Here is a 24,895-nt window from a genome sequence, read left to right as displayed (position 1 = left end):
TCCTTTTCGGCTATTCGTTTTCGTAAAAACCGTAAAAAAGAGGAAAAGAATCGGAATTTTTGCAGCGAACGCGGCAAAAATGGTGTTAAATGAAGACGGGTATACAAGAGGCACCTAATGATGAAAGTCGAGACAGCCGAACCCGCGCTCAAAGAGGATGCGATCGTTTACCATCACCCGCATCTTCGAACCGAGTTGAAAATCCACTCCGGTCCAAGGTCGTACTTCGATACGGATACCGAAAGCCTTTTGACCATGTCTCGGATCAATTCCCGCCCGGAAGGTCTTTCCGACGGTAAGCTGCCGACACTGAATGCCGAGGTGGACTGGGATCGAAAGATGTATTCCAGAGTGGAGACTTTGGTCAAAGAAGGATTGATCGTTCTCGTTCCCAGGATCAAGTATCGCAAAGAAAAGAGGGATGGGGAAATCGTACTCCATTTGGTTTCCGCTAAGGGGGAAAATACCCGGGATCGGGAAGCCTTCAAGAATCTCATCCTCGAAATTCACAGAAGATCCGCTTGGGCGGTCCGCAATTATACGATCGAAAGTCAGACGAGCAGGGCGAGGAAATTGGAAATTCTTCTCGATGACGTTATCGAGGGTAAGTGGTCGGATCAAAAGAGATCTTCGAAAGAGATTCTGATCGGTTACCTGGAAAGGATCCGAGTCCTCGAACTGTTGCGCGAAGAGGCCTTGCCCGAAGCCGAGGAACAGATCGACGCTTTTTTGAGGGAGGAAGGCTTTGTACTCCCGACGAAGAACTTCGGATACGTTTATGTTCCCGAAGCCGAAGCGGAGGCGCTTTATAAAAAAGCAAGGAACACATATCGGTACCAATTGCTTCCTAAATTAACGAATTCCATTCCCGCTTTGGAGACCGAAATCAGATCCTTTCGGGAAAATTTCCTGGACGTCTTGTACGATGAGTTGATCGAAAATCCGGTTCTTGTCCGTGATCAGATGCTCGTCGGCGAATGGAAGAAATTCTCACAAAGGTTAGGAATCTCTTTGGACGGAGATTTACTTTCCTTGATTGCCGCAATCGGAGAAAAAGCTCTCTCCGCTAGAAGTTACAGGATAGAGACGGAAAATCGCCGGATCGAAAGAGGTTTGATGGAAACTCTTCCCGATGCCGAACCGTCCATGGCGCGATTTTTAAGACTGGAAGGAGAAGCGTTTACCGTTTCCAAATTGGCCAAGAACCTGGAAAGAGACGATAGATTTTTGAGTACGGTCTATTTTGGGGAGAAAGGACCTTGCCTTTGTATCTGTCCGAACTCGGAGGCGACAGTTCTGAGTATTCTTGGCCAACTGGAGGACAAATATTCATTCCAGTCGGAGACAGCGATTTCTTTTCTTTTAACGATTTATTCTAAACGAAATCGACTGGCGCTGTGGTTCAATAAGGAGAGTTTCCGGGATACGTTCTGCGGCGCCGTGATCGGTTGTCTCGGCGCAAAGGTTTCGTGGCTTTATAGAATGGCTTTCTTTATGGGGTTCAGGGAATCCCTATTTTCCGAAGCGCTTCACGTACTTTCCGTTCTGGATTACGAACAACTGGATCGTAAGTTGGAAGAGGAAAATAATCTTAGGAGAAAATACGAAATTTTAAGGACCGATTTCTTGAAGGTCCTTTAAATCATCAAAAGCCTTATTCCAAAACTTCCGCTTTACCGGAAAGGGGAGTGATCGCGCGGATTCTGTCCTTTTTGTAATCCAAAGAATAGAGTGTGTAGCTGGAATAAGGTTTGTATTCCGCGTCCTTGGTTCCCTTTACGAATTTCGGATCGCAGAGAAAATAGACGACTCCGTTTTTGATCACGGGAAAGGAGCCTAAATAAGCGGATTCGAACCTCTGTTTCAAAACTAGATCGATCACAACGAGATAACCGAATTTTCCTTCGGACCTTTCGGTAAAGGCTAGAGTCTTCCCGTCCGAGCTTACGCTTACATTGAATTGCTCTTTCGGATCCTCGTTCGTTTTGGAAGGATAAAAGACCTTATCCAATTTTACCAATTCTCCTTGGGAAGCCGTTAAGTGATAGAGTCGATTTTCCTTTTCGGTAGCCGCACGTACTACGATTAGATCGTCCGAAAGTCCATAGACATCCAGCAGTTGCAGTTTTTCCTTTCCGGATTCCACCCAAGCTATTGTGACCAAGGAATCCGTTTCCGGTTCATATCTATGGATGGGAACACGCAGCGAATCCTCCCCGTGTTCGGAGTATCTGACTTCGTTCCCGATCAGAAATACGTATCGATGGTCGGCGGACAGAAACGGTTGCGTTCCGGGGAGAACTTTCTCCTCTTTTCGTTTTTCGTAATCATACAGAATAGTTTCCCATCTATGGTTCGATTTCCGGGAAAACAAAAGCCAAGGTTTCTCTTTAAAAAAACCGGAATTCCCCGGAAATGCGTCCTGGGACCCGAGAATGGTTTCGCTTTTGCCCAAACCGAGATTGAACAATAAAAGTTCTTTGGAGGTTTTGAAGAGGATGAGATTCTGCTTTCGGAATACGGGGAGTCCTTTTTCCAATGCTCCGGTATAAACTAGACGGGTCTTACCGCTATTGGGAGAAACGGATATCAGTCTTAGGATTCCTTTGTCTTCCTGGACTATGTAAATGGAAGACGAATTATTCTGAGTCAGATTTACACCCGAAGAGGATGCAAAAGGGAAAAGGGACAGACATATAAGAGAAACGGTTAAAAGTAAGTCAGCTTTTATTTCACGAAACCGTCCCATCCGTTTTTCAAACATGCTTTCTTTTTATCGGTGATTTTATTCGTTTAACGTTTGATCTCGAAAGTTCTAAAATTTCCCTTGGGCTCTTCCCATAGGATCGTGGTCTCGGCAACTTTCGCTTTCGAGGGGCCTCTCTGTACCGCTTTGTATAAGTCTTCGATGAAGACTTTGTCGCCTTCCACAACCACTTCTACTTCTCCGCTTGGGAGATTCATCGTGTAACCGGTCAACCTACATTCTTGGGCTCTTTGCAGAACGAAATAGCGAAACCCCACGCCTTGGACGGCTCCTCGGATCCTTATTTTTGCTCTTGTTTGGTTTTTCGTCGCCATTCCGATCCTCGATAAAGTAGAGTTTCACCGATTGCTGTAGGATTTGAAACAAGAAATCAATCGTCTGTAGACTTGTTTACCATCCAAGAGGAAAAGCTTTCCAAAAAATCCCAAAGAATCTCCTTGGTTTCGGGATCCGCGTCCCAGATTTGGATCGCTTTCCGATAACAGGAAAGCCAAGCTCTTCGCGCTTTTTCGTCTATAGGAAAAGCAAGATGGCGAGCTCTCATTTTGGGAGATCCGTAACGCTCCACGTAGTACGGAGGTCCTCCGAGTACCTGGATTAAAAAATCGGCCGATTTGACCGAACTTTCCTCCAACTTTTCCGGAAACATCCGGACGATCGGACTAGAGGCAATGTTCCGATAGAACTCGTCGACTAAGAGGCGTATTTTCTCTTCCCCTAATTTCACGTACAAGGATCTCAATCTTGGGTCCGCAGGAGGAGGTCCTCCAGGAGGAACATAGATCGGATCGTCGTTCATGATATTCTCTCCGAATCCAAATAAGATCGTATTACCGGTTCGAATGTTTCCACAAGCTTTCGGTACACCTCTCTTTTAAAGGATACAACGGTCGAAAGGCAATCCCTTAACGGAATGAACCGAACCTGCTCGAATTCCCGCTCATGAATATCCAGTTTGCAATCCTCCGCAGAGCCGTTCCAAAACAGTAGGAACCATTTTTGACTCTGCCCTTTGAATTTTCGGAGATGCTTATTCAAGGGAAGGGTCTTAGGAAAGTCATACTGGATCCAATCCGGGTACTCATATACGATTTTAGCGTTAGAAACCCCTACCTCTTCGTGCAGTTCCCGAGCTGCCGCTGATTCCGCTTCTTCCCCTTCGTCGATTCCACCTTGCGGGAATTGCCACGAACCCCGAAAGTTCGTTCTTTCTCCCACTAACACTTCCCCTCTAGCGTTAAACACTACCATCCCGACGTTTTTTCTATAAGGTTTTTCCATCCTATAGGAATAAAAACTTTACTTAGTTTCTCCGACAAGCGGTTTCCCTACCGTTAAGAGATGTAGATCATTCGACAGGTTCGTATAAATCAATAGAGGATGGACAAAGTGAAGCCTTCCTATTCATTGGGACAAAAGCTCTGTTGTTTTGGGGGGATCGTATTTCGGAGATGCAGGTACAACGTAAACGGCTTCGCCGTAGGATATTGAAGGGAGTAGACTTCGAGATTCGGGAATCACATATCCCCGGAATAGGCATGGGACTTTTTCCGAAGGCTGATGTTCAAAAAGGCGATACGGTAGGTTTTTACACGGGTCGTGTTCTCGATGATAAGTCTGCTAACTCCTCCAAATACTGCGAATCGAAATATCTACTTTGGATTTGTAAGGACCATTGGATTTACGGGGAAGGAAAAGAGTCAAACTATACCCGTTATATCAACCATAGTACCAAACCGAATATTAAATTAGTGGTATCTACCCGTTGGAAGACCGCTCGATTCGAAGCCCTTCGCAAGATCAAAGCCGGTGAAGAACTCTTCTTCGATTATGGGGACGAATACTGGATCAACGTGGACGTTTCTCCCGTCGAAAGGAACTGAGTCCGAACGTTAAGCCGCTACGGATTCCGGATCCCTTTTTTGCGCCGATGAAAACCTGGATCTGCCTATCTGTTTGAAAAAGAAAGCGAATCCATTGATCAGATCGAAGATCTTCGGGATTGTTTTCAGGGAAATTCCCACGTCTCCATGAGAGATCAGAGGAGTTAAGATCAGTCTTACCTTGTCCTTTTCCAGACATTCCGCGATTCTGACGGCTTGCTGGGGGGGAACCACCTTATCCCCTAATCCGTGGACCACTGAAATCGAACAGGAGATGGAATTCAGCTTGTCCTCCACTTCCAGGTCTTTCAGAAAAGAGGCTTTCTTTCCCGCGTTTTCCACGATTTTCTTCCAGATTTCCAGTCTATATTCCGGATCGTCCCGCAGGTTTTCGAATATTTTGCGGTTCGCGGGTTTTATCGATTCGAGAACCGAAGGTAATTCCAACGAATCTCTTCCGTAACTGCCGTCCATCACGCAAGCTTTCAGTGCGGATTCGATTTCCCGGTTTTCTCCCATTTGAAATTTTATAAAATTATAAAGTAGAATCATGCGGCCGTACTCGTCTCCTTCCGGAGAGGTCATCACATAATCTAGGGTGCTTTGCACGTTGCAGTAAGCTCCGATGGTCAGAATGGACTCCAATCTCCCTTTTACTTCCGGTGCGGAGGCGGCAATCAATCCCATGCTTCCCGAAAACGAGGGCGCAATGTAGGAGATTTTTCCTTTCGGAGAATAATTAGGATCTGAGGATACCGCCAAAATCATCTCCCGGATCGTATCTATCGTTTCCTTTTCTATCTTGAATTCGGTGACTTCCTTAAGAAGAGGGGAAATAACCGTGTAACCTACGGCGCAAGCGGACTTACAGACTGCGGCGAATCTCGGATCCTTATTTCCTAGATAAGCTAGTCCGTTTACGGCTAATATGGTTCCTTTGGGTGTGTTCTTGGGTGTGTAGAGTATCGCAGGGATTTTCTTGTTCGGGAGTGAAATTAGAATCTCGTCTTCCTGCGCTCTCGGCGGTTCAGGGCGTTGGCAGTAGAGGGCAAAAAGAGCGGCTTCTATAAAATATTTCATACAAACGTATCGGACTAACATTCGGTTAAGGGTCGATAACATTTTTATGACGTTTTTTGAATTTTCGAACCCAGGGGCCAAAAATCGGACACGCAAAAGAGCTCTTTCGTAGCGATCGTCTCTTATTTGAAATCAAGAGAATTTTGAGAATGCTGGCGGAATATGGATTACAGCAGCCATGTGATGTTCTGACCGGGTAATGTCTTTTCCGCGATGCTCTTGGAGATTTGCCCAAATTCTACTTTTCCCACTCTTTATCAGTGAGAGATTCCACCAAAATGAAATGGTTTAAAGGAAAAAATCAAAAAATGAATTCAGTAGATTCTTTGCAGCCGACAGAACTTCTAGAGGCGGGTTCTCTTTCTAAGGAGACGCGCAAGGCCTATTTGACCAAGCAGGAAATGGGTCGGATCATCAAAGTTGCGAAAGGAAATGAGAGACATTTTCTTTGGATCCAGATGATTTATTCGTTCGGTCTTCACATTTCCGAATTGGTTTTCCTCCGAGTACGAGATGTGGATTGGGAGAAAAACCTCGTTCATATCGGTAGTTCCAAAAAATCGGAGACTCGCGATCTTTCCTTAACTTGCTCTCTTTCTCTCCGAAGACTATTGTGGTTCGCTTGTGAAAGAAAATCCGGAGACGAGTTTTTATTTTCCGGTCGGAACGGAAACGTCCATCCTCGCACGATTCAGAAAATGTTTTCCAAGCTGGAAAAAGAGACGGGGCTATCGGTGAGTATTACGATTTTGCGTCGTTCTTTGGCGACCCATTTGCGGGAAGTCGGTTGGGGGCGGAAAAAAATCCAGCACCAACTCGGTTTGTGTTCCACTCGTTCTGTGGATGCGCTCCTGAGCGGGGTTCCTTTGCCGAGTCAGGGAGATTCCTTTCCTCTGGATGAAATCCTTTCTTTGGCAGCTTGAACCAAGAGAGAAACGTTAAAAATTTGTTGTAAAACCTTATTTCCTCCCTATTTTAGTCTGGAGAGAGCGTTTCTTTTCCATTTTTGTAACAATGGAAGGGAGACGCTTCCCAAACCGTTTTGCGGGAGCCTCACTTGGAAATTAAGACCAAAAAAATCGGGAAACACACTCTCGTTCAGTTGGACGGAAGATTAGATATTACCCATTCCGATGAGGTTGAGGCGAAATTGTTGGACGATGTCCAATCGGGCGCAGGTGATATCGTAATCAATCTGCAAAATATTTCCTACATTTCCTCCTCCGGTATTCGCATCTTCGTAGGAATGGTGCGAGAGTTGGAAAAGCAAAGTCGGAAATTGAAACTTTGCTGTATTACTCCCAACGTCAAAAAAGTATTCGACGTGGTCGAATTATTGGATCTGTTCGAAGTTTACGAAACCGAGCAGGAAGCTGTCGCCACCTTGAAATAGGTTCGTCGATCGGGAGCCTTATGACCCAGTCTCCTGAATCCGGCAATTCAGATCGATCGTATTCCGCCGTCTCCTTTTTCGGCCTAATTTTCCTTTCCGTTATATATGGTTTAGCGTTTCGCTTTTCCGGTACCGAGTTTCCTCCGGTTTGGCCGGATGAGGTTTTGTTTTATGCTCCGTCTTGGGACTTTTCCGTAAACGGGTCCTTCCGCACCCTCGTTCTGGAAGGACTCATTCGAGGAATGGAGACGAAGACTCTTTGGATGCCTCCTTTATTCTTTATCGTGAACGGAGCTGTTCTGTCCGTATTCGGAGGAGGATTGGAGACGCTTCGTTTTTTTTCGGCGTCGGTTTCCCTCGGATCTATCTGGCTTTTTTGGTTGTTGTTAAGGGAAGTCGGGTATTCGCCGAGAGCCCGACTCGGGGCCTGCCTCTTACTCGGAACGGACCTGTTATTTTTAAGAGTTGGCTGGACTGCGAGAATGGAATCTCTCTGTCTTTTCTGGGCTCTGGCTTGTTTTTGGGTGCTTTCCAGGAAAGCGGATTGGGGCCGAGGAAACACGGGCATTCTTTCCGGATTCGAAGGTTTTTTGGCCGGATTCTTTTTGGGCCTTTCCTTTTTGTCCCATCCGTTCGCGGCGGTTTTCGGGATTCCGGTTCTGTTTCTGATCCATAAAGCTAGAGGTTGGAAGGTTTGGTCTTTTTGGTTCGGCGGGGCCTGCGTTTTGTTTTCGTGGCTGATTTGGATCCATCCGAATTGGGATTTGTTCGCATACCAATTCGGAGCGCAGTTCGGTAGGAAACGGGAACTTTTTCAGACGTTTTCTCCGGTTACGAAGCTGAAGGTCCTGTTGGGAGGATACGAAAGTCCCGGTTCCAGAATTTGGTTTTATTCGGCTCTGGCCTTAGGCCTGTGGGTCGTTCGCAGAGAACTCCTGGAAAGGAAAGTTTTGGCCTTTTTCTTTTTTCTCTGGTTCTCCGCAGTTCTGCTTTTCCTTGTTTTGTCTACGGAATATTATTATGTGATGTATTTATGCATTCCTTTGTCCGCGTTAGGAGGATTTTTTTTCGAGAGAATCCGGAGCAGAAGGATCCAATATGTCGCTGCATTATTAGTTTTTTGTAATTTATATGTTCTGTTTTACGCGTATCGAAAGATCGGTTTCGCTAATAGGGATTTCGATTTGGGATCCAAGTTTTCCGAAGCCCTCATCACCGAACTGAAAGGATCCAAGAAAATCTATCTGCAAGCGATCCCGGATCCCTATTTTCGGATCGCTGAGGCGTTGCCCGAGGCCCGAATCATGGAATTTATTCCCGGAGAATTACCGATTCCTGCGGAGGATTTTTCCGCTACCTTAGACACCGTGGACGCTTTCGTATTTTCCGAAGGCCAAAAAAGGAACGAGGTTGTTCAGAAATTTTTAACCGAGAACTCGCACCGTTTTAAGACAAAAACGGTTTCGGTCGAGCCTTCCACTCCTAGAAAATTGGTGAGGGCGGAAGCGGTGTTGTATCTGAGAAAATGAGAATGTCACGACTTAGAGTTTTTCTCGGATGTAACTTGGTCCTTTTTTGTTTGGGATGCTATTCTCAAAAAAAGGAGTCGGACCTGACCGCACTGTTATCTTTAGCGACTTCGATTCCGGTTTCCGTCATCGGAGATTCTCTTTGCGAGAGATCCCAGGCTTTCGATCTGGCAGACGGCCTAGGTTCCGGTTTTCAAGTCTTAAACGTCTGCATTACCGGCAGCACCGTTCCGGATTGGTCTCAAAAATTGGACACCGCTTTGACCAATGCCCCGAGAATCATCATCATCGAGTTGGGGACCAACGACGTTTCCTCCTATCCTACGGATCAATTTCCGGGAAATTACGACAGATTGATTTCGGATCTTTCGATCCGGACAAACGCGGTTTTGCTGATCACCGTGCTACCTCCTCCTACTGACCCAGGCTTTCGAACGGGAGTGCTGACGATCAACAAATATCTAAAAGGACTTTCCGCTTCCCATCCGATTGCGGATATGGAAACGCCGTTTCTGCAACAGGAAAACGGTATTCATTTATACCCTCTATCGGATCCGATCCATCCGGACCCTGCCGGAATTGCGATCATGAAATCCGTTTATATCCAAGCGATCGGAAGGATTACGGGCCTCCCGCTTTAGCGTCTCAGGGAATTCCTTTTTCCTTGATCTTTTTGAGAAGCTCGCGGTTCGATTCCTGACGGAGAATCGCATTTTGGAATCTTCTCTTTTCCATGTCCGTTTCGGGCTGTAATTTCGGAATCGGACAGGGCTTCTTGTTTTCATCCAGCGCGACGAAAGTCAGGTATGCAGTCGTTGCACGGACGGTCTTTCCGGTATAAGGATTTTCCTTGGAGACTTGGACTCCTATTTCCATAGAGGAACGTCCCGTATAATTCGCCGAGGCTTTCAGGATGACATGATCCCCCACGGAGATAGGTTCTAAAAAATTCAATTTGTCCACGCTGGCGGTGACAGCTTCTCGACCGCAATGTCTTTGGGCGACCATTACAGCGATCAAGTCTATCCAAGACATTAAGATTCCCCCGAAAAGAGTTCCGTAGTGGTTTGCGTGGTCCGGCATTACGATATGCCTGGTCTCCACCGCGGAATCCTTGGGAGTTTTAGTGATTTCCATACCTACTATCCTCGATTTCCGGTAAAATTCGGCAAGAAAACAACTGTGAGAATCGAGGAGGACCTATTTTTCGGAACAGGTCAGAACGAAATCGTTGAAAACTTGAGAAATATATAATTTGTCTTTGTGAGAGATCGCCGTACTTCCCGCCGATATTTCCTCTCCCGGATTCGCATAGATTTCCTTAAAGGAATCGTCGGGAAAAATCGCAAATACTTCGGTAGGAGAAGGGTAGTCCTTGTTCCTTACGTGTCTTAGGAATTTCCATGTGGAAGTATGTCCAACCACAAGGACTCTTCCGTGCTCGTCCAATTCCAAATTGTCCGTTCCGGTATCCAGAAAAATCTTTTTGGGGTCACCGAGCGCGATTTTGCCTGAAGTCCGGTCCACTCGGAATTTAAAGACCGATCGATCCATGAATCCCGATCTATATAGGAACTCTTTTCCGTCGGCTTGCTTTACGAATAATATTCCATTTCCATAATACAATGGGTTTCCTAGAGAGGACCAAGTCTTTCCGTCAAAGAGGGATATTTCCGCTCTTGCGATTCCGAAGAGATCGTCGATGAAATAGCGGAATTTTCCTCCCTTGCCGTGGTCGTTCGATACGTAGATTTCGTTTTCGGACACCACGAACAGGTCGTTAGGGCTGGTTAATAAGGGGTCTTTTAATGTTTGGACGTGCTTCCAAACTCCGGTTCTCGATTTTTGGTTCGGCGGGGATTTTCTTTCAAAGACTTCGATGGCGTGTTCTTGGTAAGGAACGATATGCGAAATCACGTACAGTCTGTAAATATCTCCCCGGATCAAAAGACTCATTCCGTGAGCTTGAAAAGATTTAGGATAATCCGTATCCAAGGGAATGAGTTGCAGGGAAGGAGACTTCAGATCCAGCGCGAATAATTTTCCTTCCTGATCGGGAATCCTTCTTTCATGCGATGAGACATAGATCAGGTCCGCTTTCGCATCCAGAGCCATGTCTTCAGGTCCAGGCATGCCTGAGATTTTTTGGCAAGAGGAAAGGGGGAGGGTTTTTACCTCTGCCGAACAATAGAGTAAAAATGGCAGTAATAGTAGAAATCCGATAAATCTTCGATTTTGCATGGAAGCAGATTTCCCTCAAAATCCTTCCTGGCAATCCGGATTCCGTTAAAACGGGAGAATTTTCTGCTTGCCTTTATTGTGCGGCGCATAAAAATGGAGGAAAAGGAACGTTCCGGATGGATAACCAAAAGCTAAATGATCTAATCAATGCGGGAATCGGCGCTGTCCAGACTTCTAAGGAAATCTTCGATAAACTTTTGGAAGACCTGAATGAAGGAAAAGAAAAGGTGGAACAGCGTTTCGACGAGCTGAGAGCTCAGGGAGAAAAAGATCTGAGTGAAAATGCTCTGAAATTTAAGGTACCTTTGGCATGGGGAATCGTTAAATTTGAGGAGATCCGCGACAACTTGCTGAAGCAATTTTTGAATAAATGAATTCGTAGATTCTTGTGGTTGTGATTCGTCCTGCCGCAAGGGGGAAAGAGTGCGTTTTCTAGATTTTATCGCTCTTTCCGTAGCTTTTTCTTTTCTGCTTCCTTGCGAAGCGGGCCAGACCCCGCAAAATCCTTCCGAATTGATTTTAACCTCCGAGTTCGCATTCGCCCAAAGCAAGGTTCCGAAAACGAAGTTTGCCGGGAACCTTTCCTACGTAAAAAACCGCTTTTCCCCCGCCTCCACTTTCAAAACTTATTGGGCTCTCTCTTTATTGGAAAACCGTGTCGTTGATCCTAAAAAGAAAATCCGTATTTCCGACGACCATATTCCCGGTTCCCCTCGCGAAGTCGATTTGCGCGAAGCTCTGTTCTATTCTTCCAATGATTACTTTGAGATGCTTTGGCCCTCTTTGGGGAGGTCCGCTTTGGAGACTACCCTTCGTCATTTAGGGTACGGTCCGGTTCTTGGAGTCGCTCAGGCGGGAAAAAAAGGAAGTTATCCGAAAGATTGGTGGAAAGGGGAAAAGGCGTTAAAACACGGAGGTGGGATCCGTCTTTCTCCAGAGGAAATTCATTCGAATTGGGTTTCGGTTTTTTGGAAGAAGCCCTCTTGGATCGACGAGGAGACGTACCGTTTGTGGAGGGAGAGTCTAGGTTGGTCGGATTGCCCGGAGAAAAAAGGGAAGATCTTCGGTAAGACGGGTTCTTGGGAAGGAAACTATTGGTTTCAGGGAACTTTTGTGCCGGACATCGGCGGGGATTATGTCTCGATTACTATATTAAATAAATCGAAAGTGGCAACCAGAGAAAAGACGATTTTACGGTTTTATGAAATCGTAGGGTGCGTGATGCCTTCCCTGAATTGATTCCGGTTCGAGGTTCGAAAGAAATCTTCGGAGTGACTGGATTCGAACCAGCGACCCCTTCCCCCCCAGAGAAGTGCGCTACCACTGCGCTACACCCCGATTCTCTTTCTTAAAGGATGATCTTTTCGATCGAGGTCGGGTGTAAACCCAATTTTAAGTCTACAAGAGGATCAACAAAGGAAGTCCGGGGAAACGAACCAGATGATTTGACCGCCGAGGAATTTCTCCCTCGGCACATTGACCGCTAGAGCGGATCCGGGAGTGAAAAGAAAGGACTTCCCGACTCCTGAAATTCCAAGTAACTTCTCCGAAAAAATGCTGATATCCGGACTATGGCCGACGACCAAGATCGCGTCGGAATTCGTGTAATCCTTTAAAAGCGAGCAGGCTTGGGAATATTCCTCTCCAGGAAGTAGGAATTCCAAGGATTCGGTTTCTTGTTCCGGTTTTAAGACATTCTCGTAAATCTGTGCCGTTTGAGAAGTTCGCACGAAAGGACTGTGATAAATTTTTTTGATCTTAAAACCGGTCAGAAAAAAACGTGCCATCTTTTCAACGTCCGCTTTTCCCTTTGGTGTCAGGACTCGGGAGGAATCTCTCCCGTCTGGAGAATCCGGTTCGGCCTCTCCGTGTCTAGCTATAATTATCTTCATCGAATAAATACCGGATTCGAACCCGAGTTCTCCGGAAAAAGATTGCCGGGGTACCCTAGGGAACGTATCGTTCTCGGCACTTGGTCTAAGGATTTTCCGATGTCCCTATTTGCAATTGAAATCGATAGTCTTCGTAAAAATTATCCGGGAGTACAAGCTCTGCGAAACATTCATTTGAGCGTTTCGAAAGGAGGCATTTTCGGTTTACTCGGTCCCAACGGTGCGGGCAAGACGACTTTAGTTCGAATTCTATTGGGATTTTCCAGACCTAGTAGCGGAAGTTGTAAAGTTTTGGGCGCGGTTCCTTCTCCGGCCGTGCGAACGCGTTTGGGTTATCTTCCGGAGAGGATGGCCGTTTCTCCTTATTTGACCGGGAGGGAATTTTTAGAAGCGAGTCTTCGTCTGGCTTTTCTGAAATCCAAGGAGGCACAGTCCAAGTCTCAGGATCTTCTGAAACAAATGGGATTATCGGACGCGGCGGATCGAAAGGTTTCTACTTATTCCAAAGGAATGTTGCAGAGATTGGGACTGGCTCATGCGCTAGGAGCGGAGCCGGAACTTCTTCTCTTGGACGAGCCCGGGACCGGTTTGGATCCCGCCGGGTACAAGGAATTCAGAGATAGAATTCTGGAAGAAAACGTAAAACGAGGGGTCACCGTTCTGATCAATTCCCACAGACTCCCCGAGGTAGAGCAGATCTGCACCGAAGTGGGAATATTACATAAAGGTCAAATAAAGGCGCAGGGCAAATTGGACGAACTTCGCCAAGGCAAGGATAGGATCCGTCTCAAGTTTGAAGGAAACGAGAGTGTGGATTCCTATTTGCGGAATCTCTCTTTGGAATGTACGAACGAAGGAAAGGATTGGGAGATCCGCCCGAAACCGGATGTGGACCTGAAAAGATTGCCGGCGGAGTTGGTCGAGAGGGGTGCAGAGCTCTTTTTGTTCGAAAGAAAATCGGAATCTCTCGAAGAGGTGTTTTTACGTTTGACCTCCGAAGGTTCGGAAACGAAGAGCGAAGCGGAAGGGCAGAAATGAATCGACAACCGACGCAATCTTTTTCTTTTTTCGTTTCTTCCCTGTTCCGACAACTTCCGATTTTACTAAGATTGACGTTCCTGCAAGTTGTACGTAGGAAAGCCTTGTTCTTTCTTTTTTCTTTATTGGGTTTTTTTCTGCTGGGAGAATGGTTTTGCACAACGTCCGTCGAGGATCAGATTCTCAAGGGGGTTTCGAACGGAGCGTATTTTACCCTTTCTTCTCTTTGGGTTACCGTTTTTTTAGTGATGATGACTTCCGATTTGTTAAGGCAGGATTTGGATTCTCAGATCCATACCCTTTGGTTGAGCAGACCTCTGGATCTTCTGACTTATTTGGCTGGAAAAGGCATTACTTTATTACTTTTGGTCATAATCTTTCTTGTGGGCGCTTTTGCCGTTCATTCCGCTTTCGCTCCGGAGATTCCTTGGGAATTTTTGACCTACCAAGGTGTGATGTTTCTCGCATACGGATTTCTGGTGGTCTTTGCACTCCTACTGACTCTGACGGCAAATCAGACGATATCCGTCCTTTTTTCTTTCGGATTGCTTCTCGGAACGGCGATCCTTGATTTTATCGTATACAACGGTATCGTGGACGGTTCGCGCGAATTGGCGGAGGCGCAAAAGCTGTTCGTTAAGATCTCTTACTGGATTCTTCCTCAGCTCGGAACGGTCTATTTTCATTCCGGTCGGCTTTTGGAAGGAAACGTAGAGGATCCGCAATCTTACGGGCCGTATTCTTTCTTGCAGGTCGGAGCCTGGATTCTCGTTCTGAAACTTGCTCTGATCGGAATTTCCCGGAGGAAGGAAATCTGAGAAAATCGTCGGTTTTAGAGTTAAAGTAATCTGGAGTTGACAAAACGTTCCGAATATTAGGATATAGGGATGGTCTTTCCGAGCGAAAATGAACATAAACTGGTACCACTTCGAAAAAGAAGGATACTATCTAAGCGTCCGTAACGTCAACGAGCGGATTGAAAGGCTCAACCCTCTTTACGTCCGTATCACAACTCTGAACCGAAATGTGGACAAATTGTTAAACGTCCTATTGGACCGGTATTTGGTTTATTTGGACTCGATTTCCCTGAAGGAATCCGTATTTTCGATCCTGCGCGAAAGCGTAATGAACGCCATTAAGGCGAATTCCAAACGGATTTTCTTTTCCGATAATAATCTCAATATTTCCGATCCGTTGGATTATGCCAAGGGGATGGAGAATTTCAAAAAAGAAATGATCCGCGATAAGGACAGGTATGCCGAGCTGCTGGAAAAACTCAAATTCCACTGCTTGATCACGATGGCGTTCAATCGAACCAGTTTTTTGATGAGGGTTTCGAATAACGTTTCCATCATTCCCGAAGAGTTGAAACGGGTGGAGAACCGGATCGGCAAGAGCCGGGAATACAACGATTTAGGAGAGGTCTTTGCCGACCACGCGGACGATTCCGAAGGTGCTGGTTTGGGGTTGGCCATGTCCTTATTGATGTTGAAAAACGAAGGTATAGAAGGGGATTGTTATAAACTCAAGGCCGAGGGAGACATTACTTCGGCCTATATTAAGATTCCTCTGGATTTCAAACACAGAAACGTTTCCTACCAACGCACCGTCGAAATCATCGCAGAGATCGATAAGCTTCCCACTTTTCCGGAGAACCTGAATCAGATCATGAGTCTGATCAATAAACCGGATTCCTCCATCGGTCAGATTACCGAGTCGGTTTCGAGGGATGTTTCGCTTTCCACGAATATTCTAAAGCTCGCGAATTCGGCTTCCTTTGCATTGGGAAGAAAAGTGGAGACTCTGGAAGAGGCGATCAAACGGATCGGACTTTCGGAACTGAACAATATCCTCTTAAGTCTCGGAACGAAAAAAATTCTAGAGGAGCGATACAAAGAGTTCGAGCAGATTTGGGAAAGATCGAGTCTGTCCGCATATATATGTAAAAGACTAGGGGAGAAAATGGGTTGGAAAAAAACGTTTCTCACGAATTTAGTCTGCGCAGCTTTGTTGCACGATATAGGTCTGGTAATATTACTTTCTCTCGAACCTGAAATCGTGGCGAAATTGACCGAGTTGACCGGCAAGAACCTGATGGCTTCCAGCTTGGGCCTGGAGGAGGCGGCTTTGGGAGTGACTCACACCTCCCTAGGAGCGATGATATGCGAAAAATGGAATTTTTCGGATACGATCCGAGTCGCGGCGGAATATCATCACAGACCTCTGATGGCCAAAAAGGAATCGAGAGACGTGGTGTTTGCGGTGTATCTTTCCGACTGGATCATCGATTGCAACGAGGGAAAGGCGGATCCTGCGGCGATCCACTGGGAAGTCCTGCAACATTTCGGATTCAAAAAAGACGAAGAATGGAAGGAGTTCGGAGAAAAGGTGATCGGAGAATACAAAGCCTTTCAAAGACAGGCCCGTTAGGATTTTCCTAGATTCGAATGATATCGGACTTCCTTCGATACCTTCGTCTCATTCCATTTTAAAATTCTCCACAATCCGATAAAAATCTTCAGCAAGCATTTCTTCCGGCCTTTTTTCCAACGATAAGCCCGTATTCGAGATCGAATCCTTGAGCCTTTGGCGGAGAGTTTCTTCCGGGTAGGAAAGACCTGTCGGGTAAAACGAGTTCAGAGGTGCTTCTTTGATGGAAGATCCGATTTTCTTCCTTTTTCCCCAAAAAACCACGCGGCATAAAAATTCTAAAATGGGATATTTGTTTTTGTCTAGAAATCTGGGGTTACTCGTATAGGAAAGAATGCTCGAATCCACGTTCGGTCTAGGATAAAAGCTTCCCGATTTGACGGTTTTCTTTAGGAGAAATTTTCCGTACGCCCCCGCATAGATTCCCAAGGAGGAAATTTCGTTTGTCAAGCGCTGTGCGAATTCTTTCTGTACCAAGAAAACGGCGCCTTGCAGACGACTCAGTTTTTCTAAGGACGTTAGGATTAATTCCGAAGTGATATAATAGGGAAGGTTTCCGAAAAGAAAACAATCGGTACCTTCGTCCGTACCGAGAGTTTCCCGTGCGTCTCCCTGGATCACTTCTGCTTGCGGTAGGAATTTTTTCAGCCAGTCGGAATAGACCGGATCGATTTCATGCAATCTTAATTTTTTTCCCGTGCGCGCCAACAAATGGGTTAACGCGCCCAAGCCGGGACCGATTTCCAATAACAGGTCCGCGCGTTCCAAGGCGTTCCGGTCTGCGGAATCTAAAAGGGTCTGAACAGCCTTGGGATCGATGAGAAAATTCTGGCCCCATTTTTTTAAGGGTGCCGAGGATTTTTCGCTTAAAAAGTTCCGGAGCGCCGAAGTCTTATAAAACGGGTATTCCGGGAAGTTCATTGCCTCCAATAAACTTCCAACCGTCGGCGATTCCAAGTCGTTTTCGAAACCGATTCCAATCCTCCGGATCGTCCCGGCTCCCATATCTTGGCGCGAGTAAAATAATTCCGGATCCTTGCTTTGTTTTTTGCGATAAGTCGGCCAAGGAATCTTTGCCCGCTTCAAAACGGATCATTCTTAAGGAAGTAGAATCCACATTGAATTCCTTTCTCTTCGTCACGAAATCCCAGCCTTCCGGAGGTAAGGCTTTCCTTGTTCCGTTGCTTCCGTACTCGAATCGGAGGGGTTTCTTTTTCCGGACGCAAAGCGAAATCCAAAAGGTGCAGGACTCGTCTTCTACATAGGCTTTTTCCAAAGAGTAGGTTCCACAGACCAATACGCGGTATTTTCCGAAAGCCTCCTTCAACATCTTCTTGCTGTACTTGCATTTTCCTCCTAGGACCAGTTCCTTTCCGTTTCGCACTACGAATGTGAATCTGTCTCCGAAAAATACGGAAGGGAATTGCGTCCATTCCGGAATTCCTGCCAAAAGAAAATGAAACGATATGCAGATCGGCAGGGAGTAGATCCAAACGGGAATTCGAAACAGAAAGGATTCCTTAAGAGGTACTCGCGGATTTTCTTCGAACATTTTCCTATCTATCTTGTTCGATTCCTGTTTTCCTTTTTTGCAACAACGCAATCCGACTAGGAATACAAGAAATAGGGTCCAGAGTAAGATCGCTTTTTCCCTGGAATCGGCTAGATAAAATCTTTGGATGCTCCAATCCAAGTCCGCCCATGCAACGGTCAACTTTCCTAAAATTTCCAGCAGATAATTCACTAAAACCCAGGCGGTTTCTTTTAGAAACGGAACACGAAGAAATTCCAGGAATAAGACGGAATAGAGTAGGGGCAGGAGGATTCCGCAAAGGGGAACAACCAATAAATTCAATCCTAAAGAACCGAAGCTATAGGCTCCGAAATAGTGAACCAAAACGGGAAAGGTCCCGAATCCCGCAGCAAGAGAAACTGTCAGATTTTCCCGTAAGAAGAGTGCGATTTTTCCGATTCGGCTGTCCTCGGTTTGCGTTTCCGGAAGGCATAGATCCAGACTCGGTTTTAAAAGAAGGATGGATCCTACTGCTCCGAAAGATAAAAGAAAAGAGACTCCGAACGACCGAGAGGGATCCCAGAAATACAAGATTCCGATCGAGCCGAGGAGTAAATCCACGGATCTTTGTTTGCGGTACGCCAGGTTTTGGAGGAGTAGAACGGAGGAAAAGACCCAGGCTCTCGCTAAAGACATGGGAAATCCTAATGCGGCCAAGTACATCCAACCGATACAGACGGGAAATATACGGGGAAACGCAAAACCTAAGAACGGAATTCTTTTTAGGAAGGCGTAAATGGATGCTAATAGGATTCCGAGATGGAGTCCGGATGCGGCAAAAAGATGAAGGATTCCCCCTTCTTTCGCGTCTTGTTTGAATTCCTTATTTAACGCTCTCGAATCCCCGAGAACCAGTCCCAAGGAGATCTCCTTTGCCAATCCTTGGATCCCGCCCCGATCGAGTCGGGATTCCACGAATTTGGAGGATGTTTCCTTCCAAAGTTTAGATTCTTCTAATAAGGGAGCGGATCGTTTCGAAGGTCCGAAAGATAGCAGGAGGAAAAAGAATAGGATGCCCAGGCAAAAAGATAGAGTTTTGGAAGTGGATCTTTTTTGAGACCGCAGGAAAGGAATGGCAAATGTGCCGATTGCAGTCCAAGGAAGTAGAAGATCCGGTAAGAAAGATTCGAAGAATAGACCGGACAAAAGACCTAAGACGGCATAAGAAAAGCGGGAAGCGGGAATGAAATCCCGGTAATGTTCCTCTAAAAATCGACCCACTCCGATTACGGTTTGGAAAATCCGTCATTCGTCGGCGAATTTTAAAAAAAGATCATGATTCCGGGTCGAAAGAGTCTTAGTTTTAAGTATTGGAGATTATCGTGCTTACCCGAACGCTTTCATAAAACTGAAAATTTCTTTTTTGCATTTTTGAATCGTTAAATCCGTCGCCTTGTCCTATCCTCTTAGAATTCCGACTTTGCTCCGGACGGATTCCAGAACTTTGGAGGCAACGTTTCTCGCCTTGTCGGTTCCCTTGCGCATCACCGAGTTTACGTACGCGGGATCGGCAGCGATTCTTTCCCTTTCGGCACGGAAAGGGGAAAAATAATCCAGGATACGCTCCAAAAGCGCCTTTTTGAGATCGCCGTATCCGGTGCCCGGCACTTCGAATTTATTCCGTAGCTCCATCTTTTGGGATTCGTCCAGGAACAGGGAGTGAATCTGGTAAATTACGTTATTCTTATAATCCTTCGCCTCGTCCACTCCGGCAGAGTCGGTAACGATCCCCATTACGGATTTCTTGAGCTTCTTTTCCTCATCGAAGAAATTGATCGTATTGCCGTAGGATTTAGACATTTTGGAGCCATCGGTACCGGGTACAATTGCGGTCTCTTCGTCGATTTCCGGATCGGGTAATTTGAAAGTCTCTCCGTATTGGGAGTTGAACCTTTCCGCAATGTCTCGTGTGTATTCCAGGTGCTGTTTTTGGTCCTTTCCCACGGGGACGCGATCGGTTTCGAAAGCCAATATGTCCGCGGCCATCAAAACCGGATAAAAGAAGAGTCCCGCGCTCGGAGTAATCCCCTTCGCTACTTTATCCTTAAAAGAGTGCGCGAGCTGTAATTGAGGAACCGTGATGGACATGGATAGATACCACGCGAGTTCGGTCACTTCGGGAACGGAAGATTGGATCCAAAAGGAACACTTGTCGGGATCGATTCCTAACGCCAAAAAGTCGCAGACGGCGTCGTAAGTATTATCCTTTTGGTTTTTGGCGGAAGAAAACGTAGTAAGAGCGTGCAAATCCGCAACAAAGCAATATAAGTCCGAATCGTTTTGGTATTTTGCTAATTTTCGTATTACGGAAAAGTAATTTCCTAAGTGTAATTTGCCGGAAGGCTGTACTCCGGTTAATATCCTCATTGCGCCTCCGAGGATTCGGTATGCAAGGAACCGCCGCCGTCAAAAGGTTTGCCGGAGAGGCGTTCGTATTCGGCTCTGAGAGCTTTCAGTTCCGCGTCTATTTTGCGATGAACCGTAAGTTTATTCACCGTGAATTTGTCCTTATAAATGACCGCGTAATTGAACAGCAATTGGGCCATGTCGACGAAAACGTATTCCAGTGATTTATTGTTCAGACGATTTCCGGAAACTATGGTGGAATCGTAATAAGGAATGAATCTGTGGAGCACTTTGATCTCATCGATCACTTTTTCCTTTGATGCCAGTACCCGATCGTTCAGTTGGCTTTTGGCCTCGTAATCCTTCGCTAACAAGTGGTTTTCGACGATCGTGTTGATCTTTTCCGCGAATTTGCCCATAAAAGCGGAAGCCTCGCCCAGCAAGCGAAGAAGGTTTACGGTAATCTGATCTTCCACCGAACTTCCCGAGGTATTTTGGTTAAAGGTCGCGAACGTATATTGGAAACTCGGATATTTTTTGTTGAACGCGTCGAGTTGCCGGAGAAGGTTATTGATCTCCTCTATTTCTCCCTTGAAAAGACCGGTCTGTATGATGATCACGTCGCGGTTGTGATTTTTGGTTCCGATCTTTACGGTACCTTCCAAGATGGGAGAGTAGCAGGATTGAAAATCCCTTAGAAGTATATAAATGAGTTTGTGAGGCATCCCTTTAAAGGAGGACTTGAACGCCGAGGAGTTCATATTTTCCGGCATGTGATGGGAGAAGTAATCGTCCACGACGCCGTTCAGGAAATCGAAGGAGATCTTGCCGTTTTCGTCGATTTTAAAATATCTCTGCCTTAGGTTCTGGAGTTCCTCTTTTTTATTTCCTCTCGTCAGGATATCGTCGGATAATTTGATCAAAGTCGTGTCGACTTCCTTCGTGATGTCCGGAGAACCCTGGAATTTGGTCTCGTTGATCGGAGGCACGTTCAGAGAGTCGACGATTTCCTCCCAACTGATCACTTTACGGTTCGAGACGACGTAAAAAGCTCGTATCGCGTCGGTCAGTTTCGGCCTACCCGTTTCCAGATTCAAACCGTAGTTCAGGCCGGAAAGAATGGCCGGGAGTTTGATCGAAAGTTTCTCGTCTTTTTTTACCAATTCGGGGACGTTCGCGAGAATGATTTCCTTTGCGTCCTCTCTCGAAAGATGTCTCGCGTAGTACATCTGCATCTTTAAAGACCGGTTCAGAAAGATCTCCGGAGAGATTTCATCTATAAATAGGGAGTCGAGAGAAATGAAGTTGTTAAAGAATTTATTAAAGTTTAATACTATATTGTATACGAGCGGGCGCCAATGTCTCCATCCTTGGCTTTCCGCCAAACGTAACGCCTGTAATGTGGAGATGATCTGATCTTCCTTTAGCGCTTTAAAAAGACGTTCTACGGAAGGGGCGATCCTGGAGTTTCTACCCAAAAAACCGACTTCCACCGTGCCGGTTTCTTTGGCAAACTTGGTGATCGCGGCATTTCCTCCGAAGAGGTTTGCAAAAAAGCCGAGACCGACATTGCCGCTATCTGCTCTTCGAACCGGTTTCGGCGCTGTCTTGGATTGGGAACCGGAAGATGCCGCCCCCGTATTTTGTTTGGCGGCTTTTTCGTCCTCTTCCGTTCTTCGATTCTCTTCCCTCTTTTTTTGTTCGAACTCTTCGTCGACCTTCTTCATCAGGTCGATACGTATGAATATGTCGTTCGACTTTTGAATGACTTCGTCTATCTTCTGCTGTTGCTCCGGGGGACGGGCTTTACGGTAAAGATCCGCGAATATCTTATGTGCATCCGTTCTAGACGTGGCAGACAAGGCTTATTCCCTCTCGTTGAGCGGGTTCTCCACGATTTGCGCGTTTGCAGGAGCGCCGAAATTGAATAAGGAGGCTGCCAGTCCTACGTTCGTCTGTACGCCGGAAAACGAGATCGAAGTGTATTCCCCCGAACCCCGGTGTTTCATCCGTAAGGACCTTGGAGTATTATCAGAGCCTAAGGTTACCACAATTTCTTCGTAGGTTTTCGTCGGGGATTTTAAACGCAGAGAACCGCCGACAGGAGTTACCTCTTCGTAACCGGAAAGTAATCCCGCGATTCCACCGCTCAACCCTTTCAAATCCTGTTTTCCTACGATTCCTCTGGAAGGGGAGTAAAACCACAAAAAGCGACCGTTTGCTGCGATCACCCTTCCGTCTGAGAATTTGACGTGTAATTGATTGGGTTTCTTGTACGAAAGTGTTCCGGAAAGTTCGTTATTAACCGTAATGCTGGCCCGAAAACTGGAAATCTCGCTCATTTTTCCGATTAAGGCGTTTAAACGATCCTTACCCGGATCCGATAAAATAGAAGTGCCGCAGACCAAAAAGACTGCGGCACCGATAAAGGATAGATACCCCTTGGATGAAGCCATAATCGTTCTTACTATGGCTTCATTAGACGAATTTATCCAAGTACTTTTTTGAACTCGTCCGTAAGGGCTGGAACGACTTCGAACAGGTCTCCGACCACTCCATACGTGGCCACTTTAAAGATAGGAGCATCCCCGTCTTTATTGATAGCGACGATGTATTTGGAGGAACCCATTCCTGCCAAGTGCTGGATCGCTCCGGAAATCCCGCAAGCGATGTAACAATTCGGAGAAACGGTTTTTCCCGTTTGACCGACTTGGTGGCTGTGAGCAATCCAACCTGCATCCACGGCAGCACGGGAAGCTCCCAACGCCGCTCCTAATACGTCAGCTAGTCCTTGTAGGATCGGCCAGTTTTCCGGGCCTTTGATTCCGCGTCCACCGGACACGATGATGGAAGCTTCGGTCAATTGAACTTTGTTTCCACCGCTCAGGTCGGAAGACACGATTTTGACTTTCGCGTCTCCGGCTGCAGGAGAAGCGGTTTCTACCGCTCCGGCTCCGGCCTTTTGGACGACTTCCTGAGAGTTCGGACGGACGGTGAACATGGCGATTGGGCTGGTCACCTTAAAGTTTCCGTATGCCTTACCGGAATAGATCGGTTTTTTTGCCACGACCTTGCCTCCGTCAACGGAGAGACCGACGACGTCTGCGATGATTCCTGCGCCTACTTTTACCGCAACTCTGGGGGAATAATCCTTACCTTGAGAGGTGTGAGGGAGGAGAACTACGGAAGGATTCTTCTCTTTGATTACTGCCGCAATGAGGCTTGCCCAGGTTTCCGCGTTGAAATCGCCTGCATTTACGGTAACGATGGAATCCGCTCCGACTGCAGCCAAATCTCCGGCAAATTTATCCACTCCGGATCCTACTAGCACAGCGGTCACTTTGCCGCCGAGTGCGTCGGCGATCTTACGACCTGCGGATGTGATTTCTCTGGAGATTTTTTTGAGTTCTCCGTCTTTGAGTTCGCCTACGATTAATACGTTGCTCACGGGTATTCTCCTTAGATAACCTTAGCTTCTTCGCGAAGCGCTTTGACGAGCTGTTCGGCGTATCCCTTAGCGTCCGCAGCTTCCAGTTTACGGCCAGGAATGCGTGGGGGCGGGGGTTCCAATCCTACGATCTCGATCTTGCTTGCCGGATTGCCCAGGTCTGCGGGAGACTTGCTTTCGATCGGCTTTTTCTTTGCGGCCATTAAACCTTTCAGGTTCGGATAACGAGGTTCGTTCAATCCTTTTTGGGCGGTGATGGCGACCGGCAAGGATGTTTCCACGACTTGGGTTCCGCCTTCCACTTCTTTCGTAGATTTAACGTTGGTTCCGCTGATCTCTAAGCTTACGGCGAAAGCGACATGAGGAATTCCCAATGCTTCCGCGACCTGCACGACGACTTGGGAGCTGTCGGAGTCGATGGATTGACGGCCTCCGATAATGATGTCGGCATTTTCGGATTTTGCGAAGTTTGCGATCAACTCTGCAGCCAGGACGGTATCGAAAGGAACATAATTGTCTACTTTGATTTGAACGGCGCGATCCGCTCCCATTGCATAGGCTTGGCGAAGGGACTCTTGCACGCGATCCGGACCGAGGGAAATTGCGATGACTTCCCCGCCGTGTTTCTCGCGTAATCTGAGGCCTTCCTCGATTGCGAATTCATCGTAGGGAGAGATAATCCATTTAATTCCGGCTTCGTTGATGGACTTGTCCCCGACTTTGATATTCGTTTCGGTGTCAGGCACCTGCTTCACTAAAACGATGATCTTCATGAACCTAGGTTCTCCAATAAAAATAGGGCTATAAACACGAAATTTCCGAAAAGCTCGGATGCAAACTACTTTTTTAGCTTCTTTCGGGAAATCTACCTCATCGAAACAGAATGAGTGTTCTGCTCCAATAATAATCCCAGATCAAACCCAATATAATCACTAGTGCGTTCAGATCCGTTTTAATCAGAAACGTTAATCCCCAAAAATAGGGAAGCAGCAGCGTACAGATAAAAAAGAGAAACCAAAAAATCGATTTTAGGGCAAAAGGAGAAGAGAGAGATTCGGACAAAGCTTCTCTCAATCCGGTCAGGGATTTTTTCTTTAGGCCTCCGTTTATCGATCCTAAAAGGAAAGACAAGGCACAAATTGCGGTTAATACGACAGAATATTTCATTCGGATTTCATCCTTGTCCGGTATTTGTATTCGGGAAACGTCGCTAGCGTTTTGTTTTCCGAGCCGGAAAAAAGAAAATGCGGTTTTATAAACCGCTCTTACAATAGG

Annotated in this window: 27 protein-coding genes and 1 tRNA gene; 11 read left to right on the top strand and 17 right to left on the bottom strand. The window is 46.5% G+C overall.

What is annotated here, in order from left to right; all coding sequences use genetic code 11:
* Nucleotides 1–117 precede the first annotated feature (117 nt).
* The gene (locus EHO60_RS03680; protein WP_246028125.1) at nt 118–1,641 is read left to right on the top strand and encodes an exonuclease; all 1,524 of its coding nucleotides are present in this window, start codon (nt 118–120) and stop codon (nt 1,639–1,641) included.
* Nucleotides 1,642–1,654: 13 nt separating this feature from the next.
* On the opposite strand, the gene EHO60_RS03675 is transcribed toward EHO60_RS03680, so the two are convergent.
* The 4 genes from EHO60_RS03675 to EHO60_RS03660 are packed head-to-tail and all read right to left on the bottom strand — an operon-like array spanning nt 1,655 to nt 4,048.
* Complete coding sequence (locus tag EHO60_RS03675) at nt 1,655–2,764, bottom strand: hypothetical protein (RefSeq protein WP_246028124.1); 1,110 nt, start codon at nt 2,762–2,764, stop codon at nt 1,655–1,657.
* Nucleotides 2,765–2,793: 29 nt separating this feature from the next.
* The gene (locus tag EHO60_RS03670) at nt 2,794–3,081 is read right to left on the bottom strand and encodes an acylphosphatase (protein WP_135766830.1); all 288 of its coding nucleotides are present in this window, start codon (nt 3,079–3,081) and stop codon (nt 2,794–2,796) included.
* Nucleotides 3,082–3,137: 56 nt separating this feature from the next.
* Complete coding sequence (locus EHO60_RS03665; protein ID WP_135766829.1) at nt 3,138–3,566, bottom strand: globin domain-containing protein; 429 nt, start codon at nt 3,564–3,566, stop codon at nt 3,138–3,140.
* Nucleotides 3,563–4,048: an RNA pyrophosphohydrolase gene (locus EHO60_RS03660; protein WP_135766828.1), complete on the bottom strand. Its 486-nt coding sequence runs from the start codon at nt 4,046–4,048 to the stop codon at nt 3,563–3,565. Before EHO60_RS03660 ends, EHO60_RS03665 begins: the two co-directional genes overlap by 4 nt.
* 170 nt (nt 4,049–4,218) lie before the next feature.
* On the opposite strand from EHO60_RS03660, the gene EHO60_RS03655 reads away from it, so the two are divergent.
* Nucleotides 4,219–4,650, top strand: a complete 432-nt coding sequence (locus EHO60_RS03655) for an SET domain-containing protein-lysine N-methyltransferase (protein ID WP_135766827.1) — start codon at nt 4,219–4,221, stop codon at nt 4,648–4,650.
* 9 nt (nt 4,651–4,659) lie between these two features.
* On the opposite strand, the gene EHO60_RS03650 is transcribed toward EHO60_RS03655, so the two are convergent.
* Nucleotides 4,660–5,730 (bottom strand): alpha/beta fold hydrolase, encoded by a 1,071-nt coding sequence (locus EHO60_RS03650; protein ID WP_135766826.1) that lies wholly within the window; start codon nt 5,728–5,730, stop codon nt 4,660–4,662.
* 308 nt (nt 5,731–6,038) lie between these two features.
* On the opposite strand from EHO60_RS03650, the gene EHO60_RS03645 reads away from it, so the two are divergent.
* The 4 genes from EHO60_RS03645 to EHO60_RS03630 all read left to right on the top strand — a co-directional run bounded on the left by EHO60_RS03645 (nt 6,039) and on the right by EHO60_RS03630 (nt 9,293).
* The gene (locus EHO60_RS03645) at nt 6,039–6,653 is read left to right on the top strand and encodes a tyrosine-type recombinase/integrase (RefSeq protein ID WP_135766825.1); all 615 of its coding nucleotides are present in this window, start codon (nt 6,039–6,041) and stop codon (nt 6,651–6,653) included.
* 134 nt (nt 6,654–6,787) lie between these two features.
* The gene (locus tag EHO60_RS03640) at nt 6,788–7,123 is read left to right on the top strand and encodes an STAS domain-containing protein (protein WP_135766824.1); all 336 of its coding nucleotides are present in this window, start codon (nt 6,788–6,790) and stop codon (nt 7,121–7,123) included.
* A gap of 20 nt (nt 7,124–7,143) precedes the next feature.
* Nucleotides 7,144–8,652, top strand: a complete 1,509-nt coding sequence (locus tag EHO60_RS03635) for a glycosyltransferase family 39 protein (RefSeq protein ID WP_135766823.1) — start codon at nt 7,144–7,146, stop codon at nt 8,650–8,652.
* Nucleotides 8,653–8,654: 2 nt separating this feature from the next.
* On the top strand, nt 8,655–9,293 hold the full coding sequence (locus tag EHO60_RS03630) for an SGNH/GDSL hydrolase family protein (RefSeq protein WP_246028122.1): 639 nt from the start codon (nt 8,655–8,657) through the stop codon (nt 9,291–9,293).
* A 4-nt stretch (nt 9,294–9,297) separates the two neighbouring features.
* Here the strand turns inward: EHO60_RS03630 and EHO60_RS03625 are convergent, their stop codons facing one another.
* Both EHO60_RS03625 and EHO60_RS03620 read right to left on the bottom strand, forming a co-directional pair.
* Nucleotides 9,298–9,789, bottom strand: a complete 492-nt coding sequence (locus EHO60_RS03625) for an acyl-CoA thioesterase (protein WP_135766821.1) — start codon at nt 9,787–9,789, stop codon at nt 9,298–9,300.
* A gap of 63 nt (nt 9,790–9,852) precedes the next feature.
* Nucleotides 9,853–10,893, bottom strand: coding sequence for an SMP-30/gluconolactonase/LRE family protein (locus EHO60_RS03620; protein ID WP_135766820.1), 1,041 nt, complete (start codon nt 10,891–10,893; stop codon nt 9,853–9,855).
* A 116-nt stretch (nt 10,894–11,009) separates the two neighbouring features.
* On the opposite strand from EHO60_RS03620, the gene EHO60_RS03615 reads away from it, so the two are divergent.
* Together EHO60_RS03615 and EHO60_RS03610 are read left to right on the top strand one after the other, a co-directional pair.
* A complete protein-coding gene (locus EHO60_RS03615) occupies nt 11,010–11,267 on the top strand; it encodes an LIMLP_16025 family protein (protein ID WP_135766819.1) in 258 nt (85 codons plus the stop codon).
* A 49-nt stretch (nt 11,268–11,316) separates the two neighbouring features.
* A complete protein-coding gene (locus EHO60_RS03610; protein WP_246028120.1) occupies nt 11,317–12,132 on the top strand; it encodes a penicillin-binding transpeptidase domain-containing protein in 816 nt (271 codons plus the stop codon).
* 27 nt (nt 12,133–12,159) lie between these two features.
* On the opposite strand, the gene EHO60_RS03605 is transcribed toward EHO60_RS03610, so the two are convergent.
* Together EHO60_RS03605 and sixA are read right to left on the bottom strand one after the other, a co-directional pair.
* Nucleotides 12,160–12,231, bottom strand: a tRNA-Pro gene (locus EHO60_RS03605).
* Nucleotides 12,232–12,302: 71 nt separating this feature from the next.
* Entirely contained in the window at nt 12,303–12,785 is a 483-nt protein-coding gene (gene sixA, locus EHO60_RS03600) for a phosphohistidine phosphatase SixA (protein ID WP_135766818.1), read from the bottom strand.
* 99 nt (nt 12,786–12,884) lie between these two features.
* Between sixA and EHO60_RS03595 the strand changes: the two genes are divergently transcribed.
* The 3 genes from EHO60_RS03595 to EHO60_RS03585 all read left to right on the top strand — a co-directional run bounded on the left by EHO60_RS03595 (nt 12,885) and on the right by EHO60_RS03585 (nt 16,253).
* On the top strand, nt 12,885–13,823 hold the full coding sequence (locus tag EHO60_RS03595; protein ID WP_167880148.1) for an ABC transporter ATP-binding protein: 939 nt from the start codon (nt 12,885–12,887) through the stop codon (nt 13,821–13,823).
* Nucleotides 13,820–14,641 carry an ABC transporter permease gene (locus EHO60_RS03590; RefSeq protein WP_135766816.1) on the top strand — a complete coding sequence of 274 codons (822 nt, stop codon included), beginning with the start codon at nt 13,820–13,822 and terminating at the stop codon, nt 14,639–14,641. The genes EHO60_RS03595 and EHO60_RS03590 overlap by 4 nt, the downstream gene beginning before the upstream one ends.
* 88 nt (nt 14,642–14,729) lie before the next feature.
* Nucleotides 14,730–16,253 carry an HDOD domain-containing protein gene (locus tag EHO60_RS03585; protein ID WP_135766815.1) on the top strand — a complete coding sequence of 508 codons (1,524 nt, stop codon included), beginning with the start codon at nt 14,730–14,732 and terminating at the stop codon, nt 16,251–16,253.
* 48 nt (nt 16,254–16,301) lie between these two features.
* On the opposite strand, the gene rsmA is transcribed toward EHO60_RS03585, so the two are convergent.
* From rsmA to EHO60_RS03545, 8 genes are all read right to left on the bottom strand, one after another.
* Nucleotides 16,302–17,174: a 16S rRNA (adenine(1518)-N(6)/adenine(1519)-N(6))-dimethyltransferase RsmA gene (gene rsmA / locus EHO60_RS03580; RefSeq protein WP_135766814.1), complete on the bottom strand. Its 873-nt coding sequence runs from the start codon at nt 17,172–17,174 to the stop codon at nt 16,302–16,304.
* Nucleotides 17,146–19,047, bottom strand: a complete 1,902-nt coding sequence (locus EHO60_RS03575) for a ComEC/Rec2 family competence protein (RefSeq protein ID WP_135766813.1) — start codon at nt 19,045–19,047, stop codon at nt 17,146–17,148. The genes rsmA and EHO60_RS03575 overlap by 29 nt, the downstream gene beginning before the upstream one ends.
* Nucleotides 19,048–19,224: 177 nt before the next feature.
* A complete protein-coding gene (gene trpS, locus EHO60_RS03570) occupies nt 19,225–20,193 on the bottom strand; it encodes a tryptophan--tRNA ligase (protein WP_135766812.1) in 969 nt (322 codons plus the stop codon).
* Nucleotides 20,190–22,034, bottom strand: a complete 1,845-nt coding sequence (locus EHO60_RS03565; protein WP_135766811.1) for a hypothetical protein — start codon at nt 22,032–22,034, stop codon at nt 20,190–20,192. The genes trpS and EHO60_RS03565 overlap by 4 nt, the downstream gene beginning before the upstream one ends.
* A 3-nt stretch (nt 22,035–22,037) precedes the next feature.
* Nucleotides 22,038–22,628: a LolA family protein gene (locus EHO60_RS03560; protein WP_135766810.1), complete on the bottom strand. Its 591-nt coding sequence runs from the start codon at nt 22,626–22,628 to the stop codon at nt 22,038–22,040.
* A 32-nt stretch (nt 22,629–22,660) separates the two neighbouring features.
* Nucleotides 22,661–23,620: an electron transfer flavoprotein subunit alpha/FixB family protein gene (locus tag EHO60_RS03555; protein ID WP_135766809.1), complete on the bottom strand. Its 960-nt coding sequence runs from the start codon at nt 23,618–23,620 to the stop codon at nt 22,661–22,663.
* An 11-nt stretch (nt 23,621–23,631) separates the two neighbouring features.
* Entirely contained in the window at nt 23,632–24,393 is a 762-nt protein-coding gene (locus tag EHO60_RS03550; protein WP_135766808.1) for an electron transfer flavoprotein subunit beta/FixA family protein, read from the bottom strand.
* A gap of 97 nt (nt 24,394–24,490) precedes the next feature.
* The gene (locus tag EHO60_RS03545) at nt 24,491–24,787 is read right to left on the bottom strand and encodes an LIC10362 family protein (RefSeq protein WP_135766807.1); all 297 of its coding nucleotides are present in this window, start codon (nt 24,785–24,787) and stop codon (nt 24,491–24,493) included.
* Nucleotides 24,788–24,895: the final 108 nt, after the last annotated feature.

The organism is Leptospira fletcheri, assembly GCF_004769195.1.
GTDB lineage: Bacteria > Spirochaetota > Leptospiria > Leptospirales > Leptospiraceae > Leptospira_B > Leptospira_B fletcheri.
The sequence above is the reverse complement of the archived record's forward strand: the minus strand, read 5'-3'. Positions and strand labels throughout refer to the sequence as shown.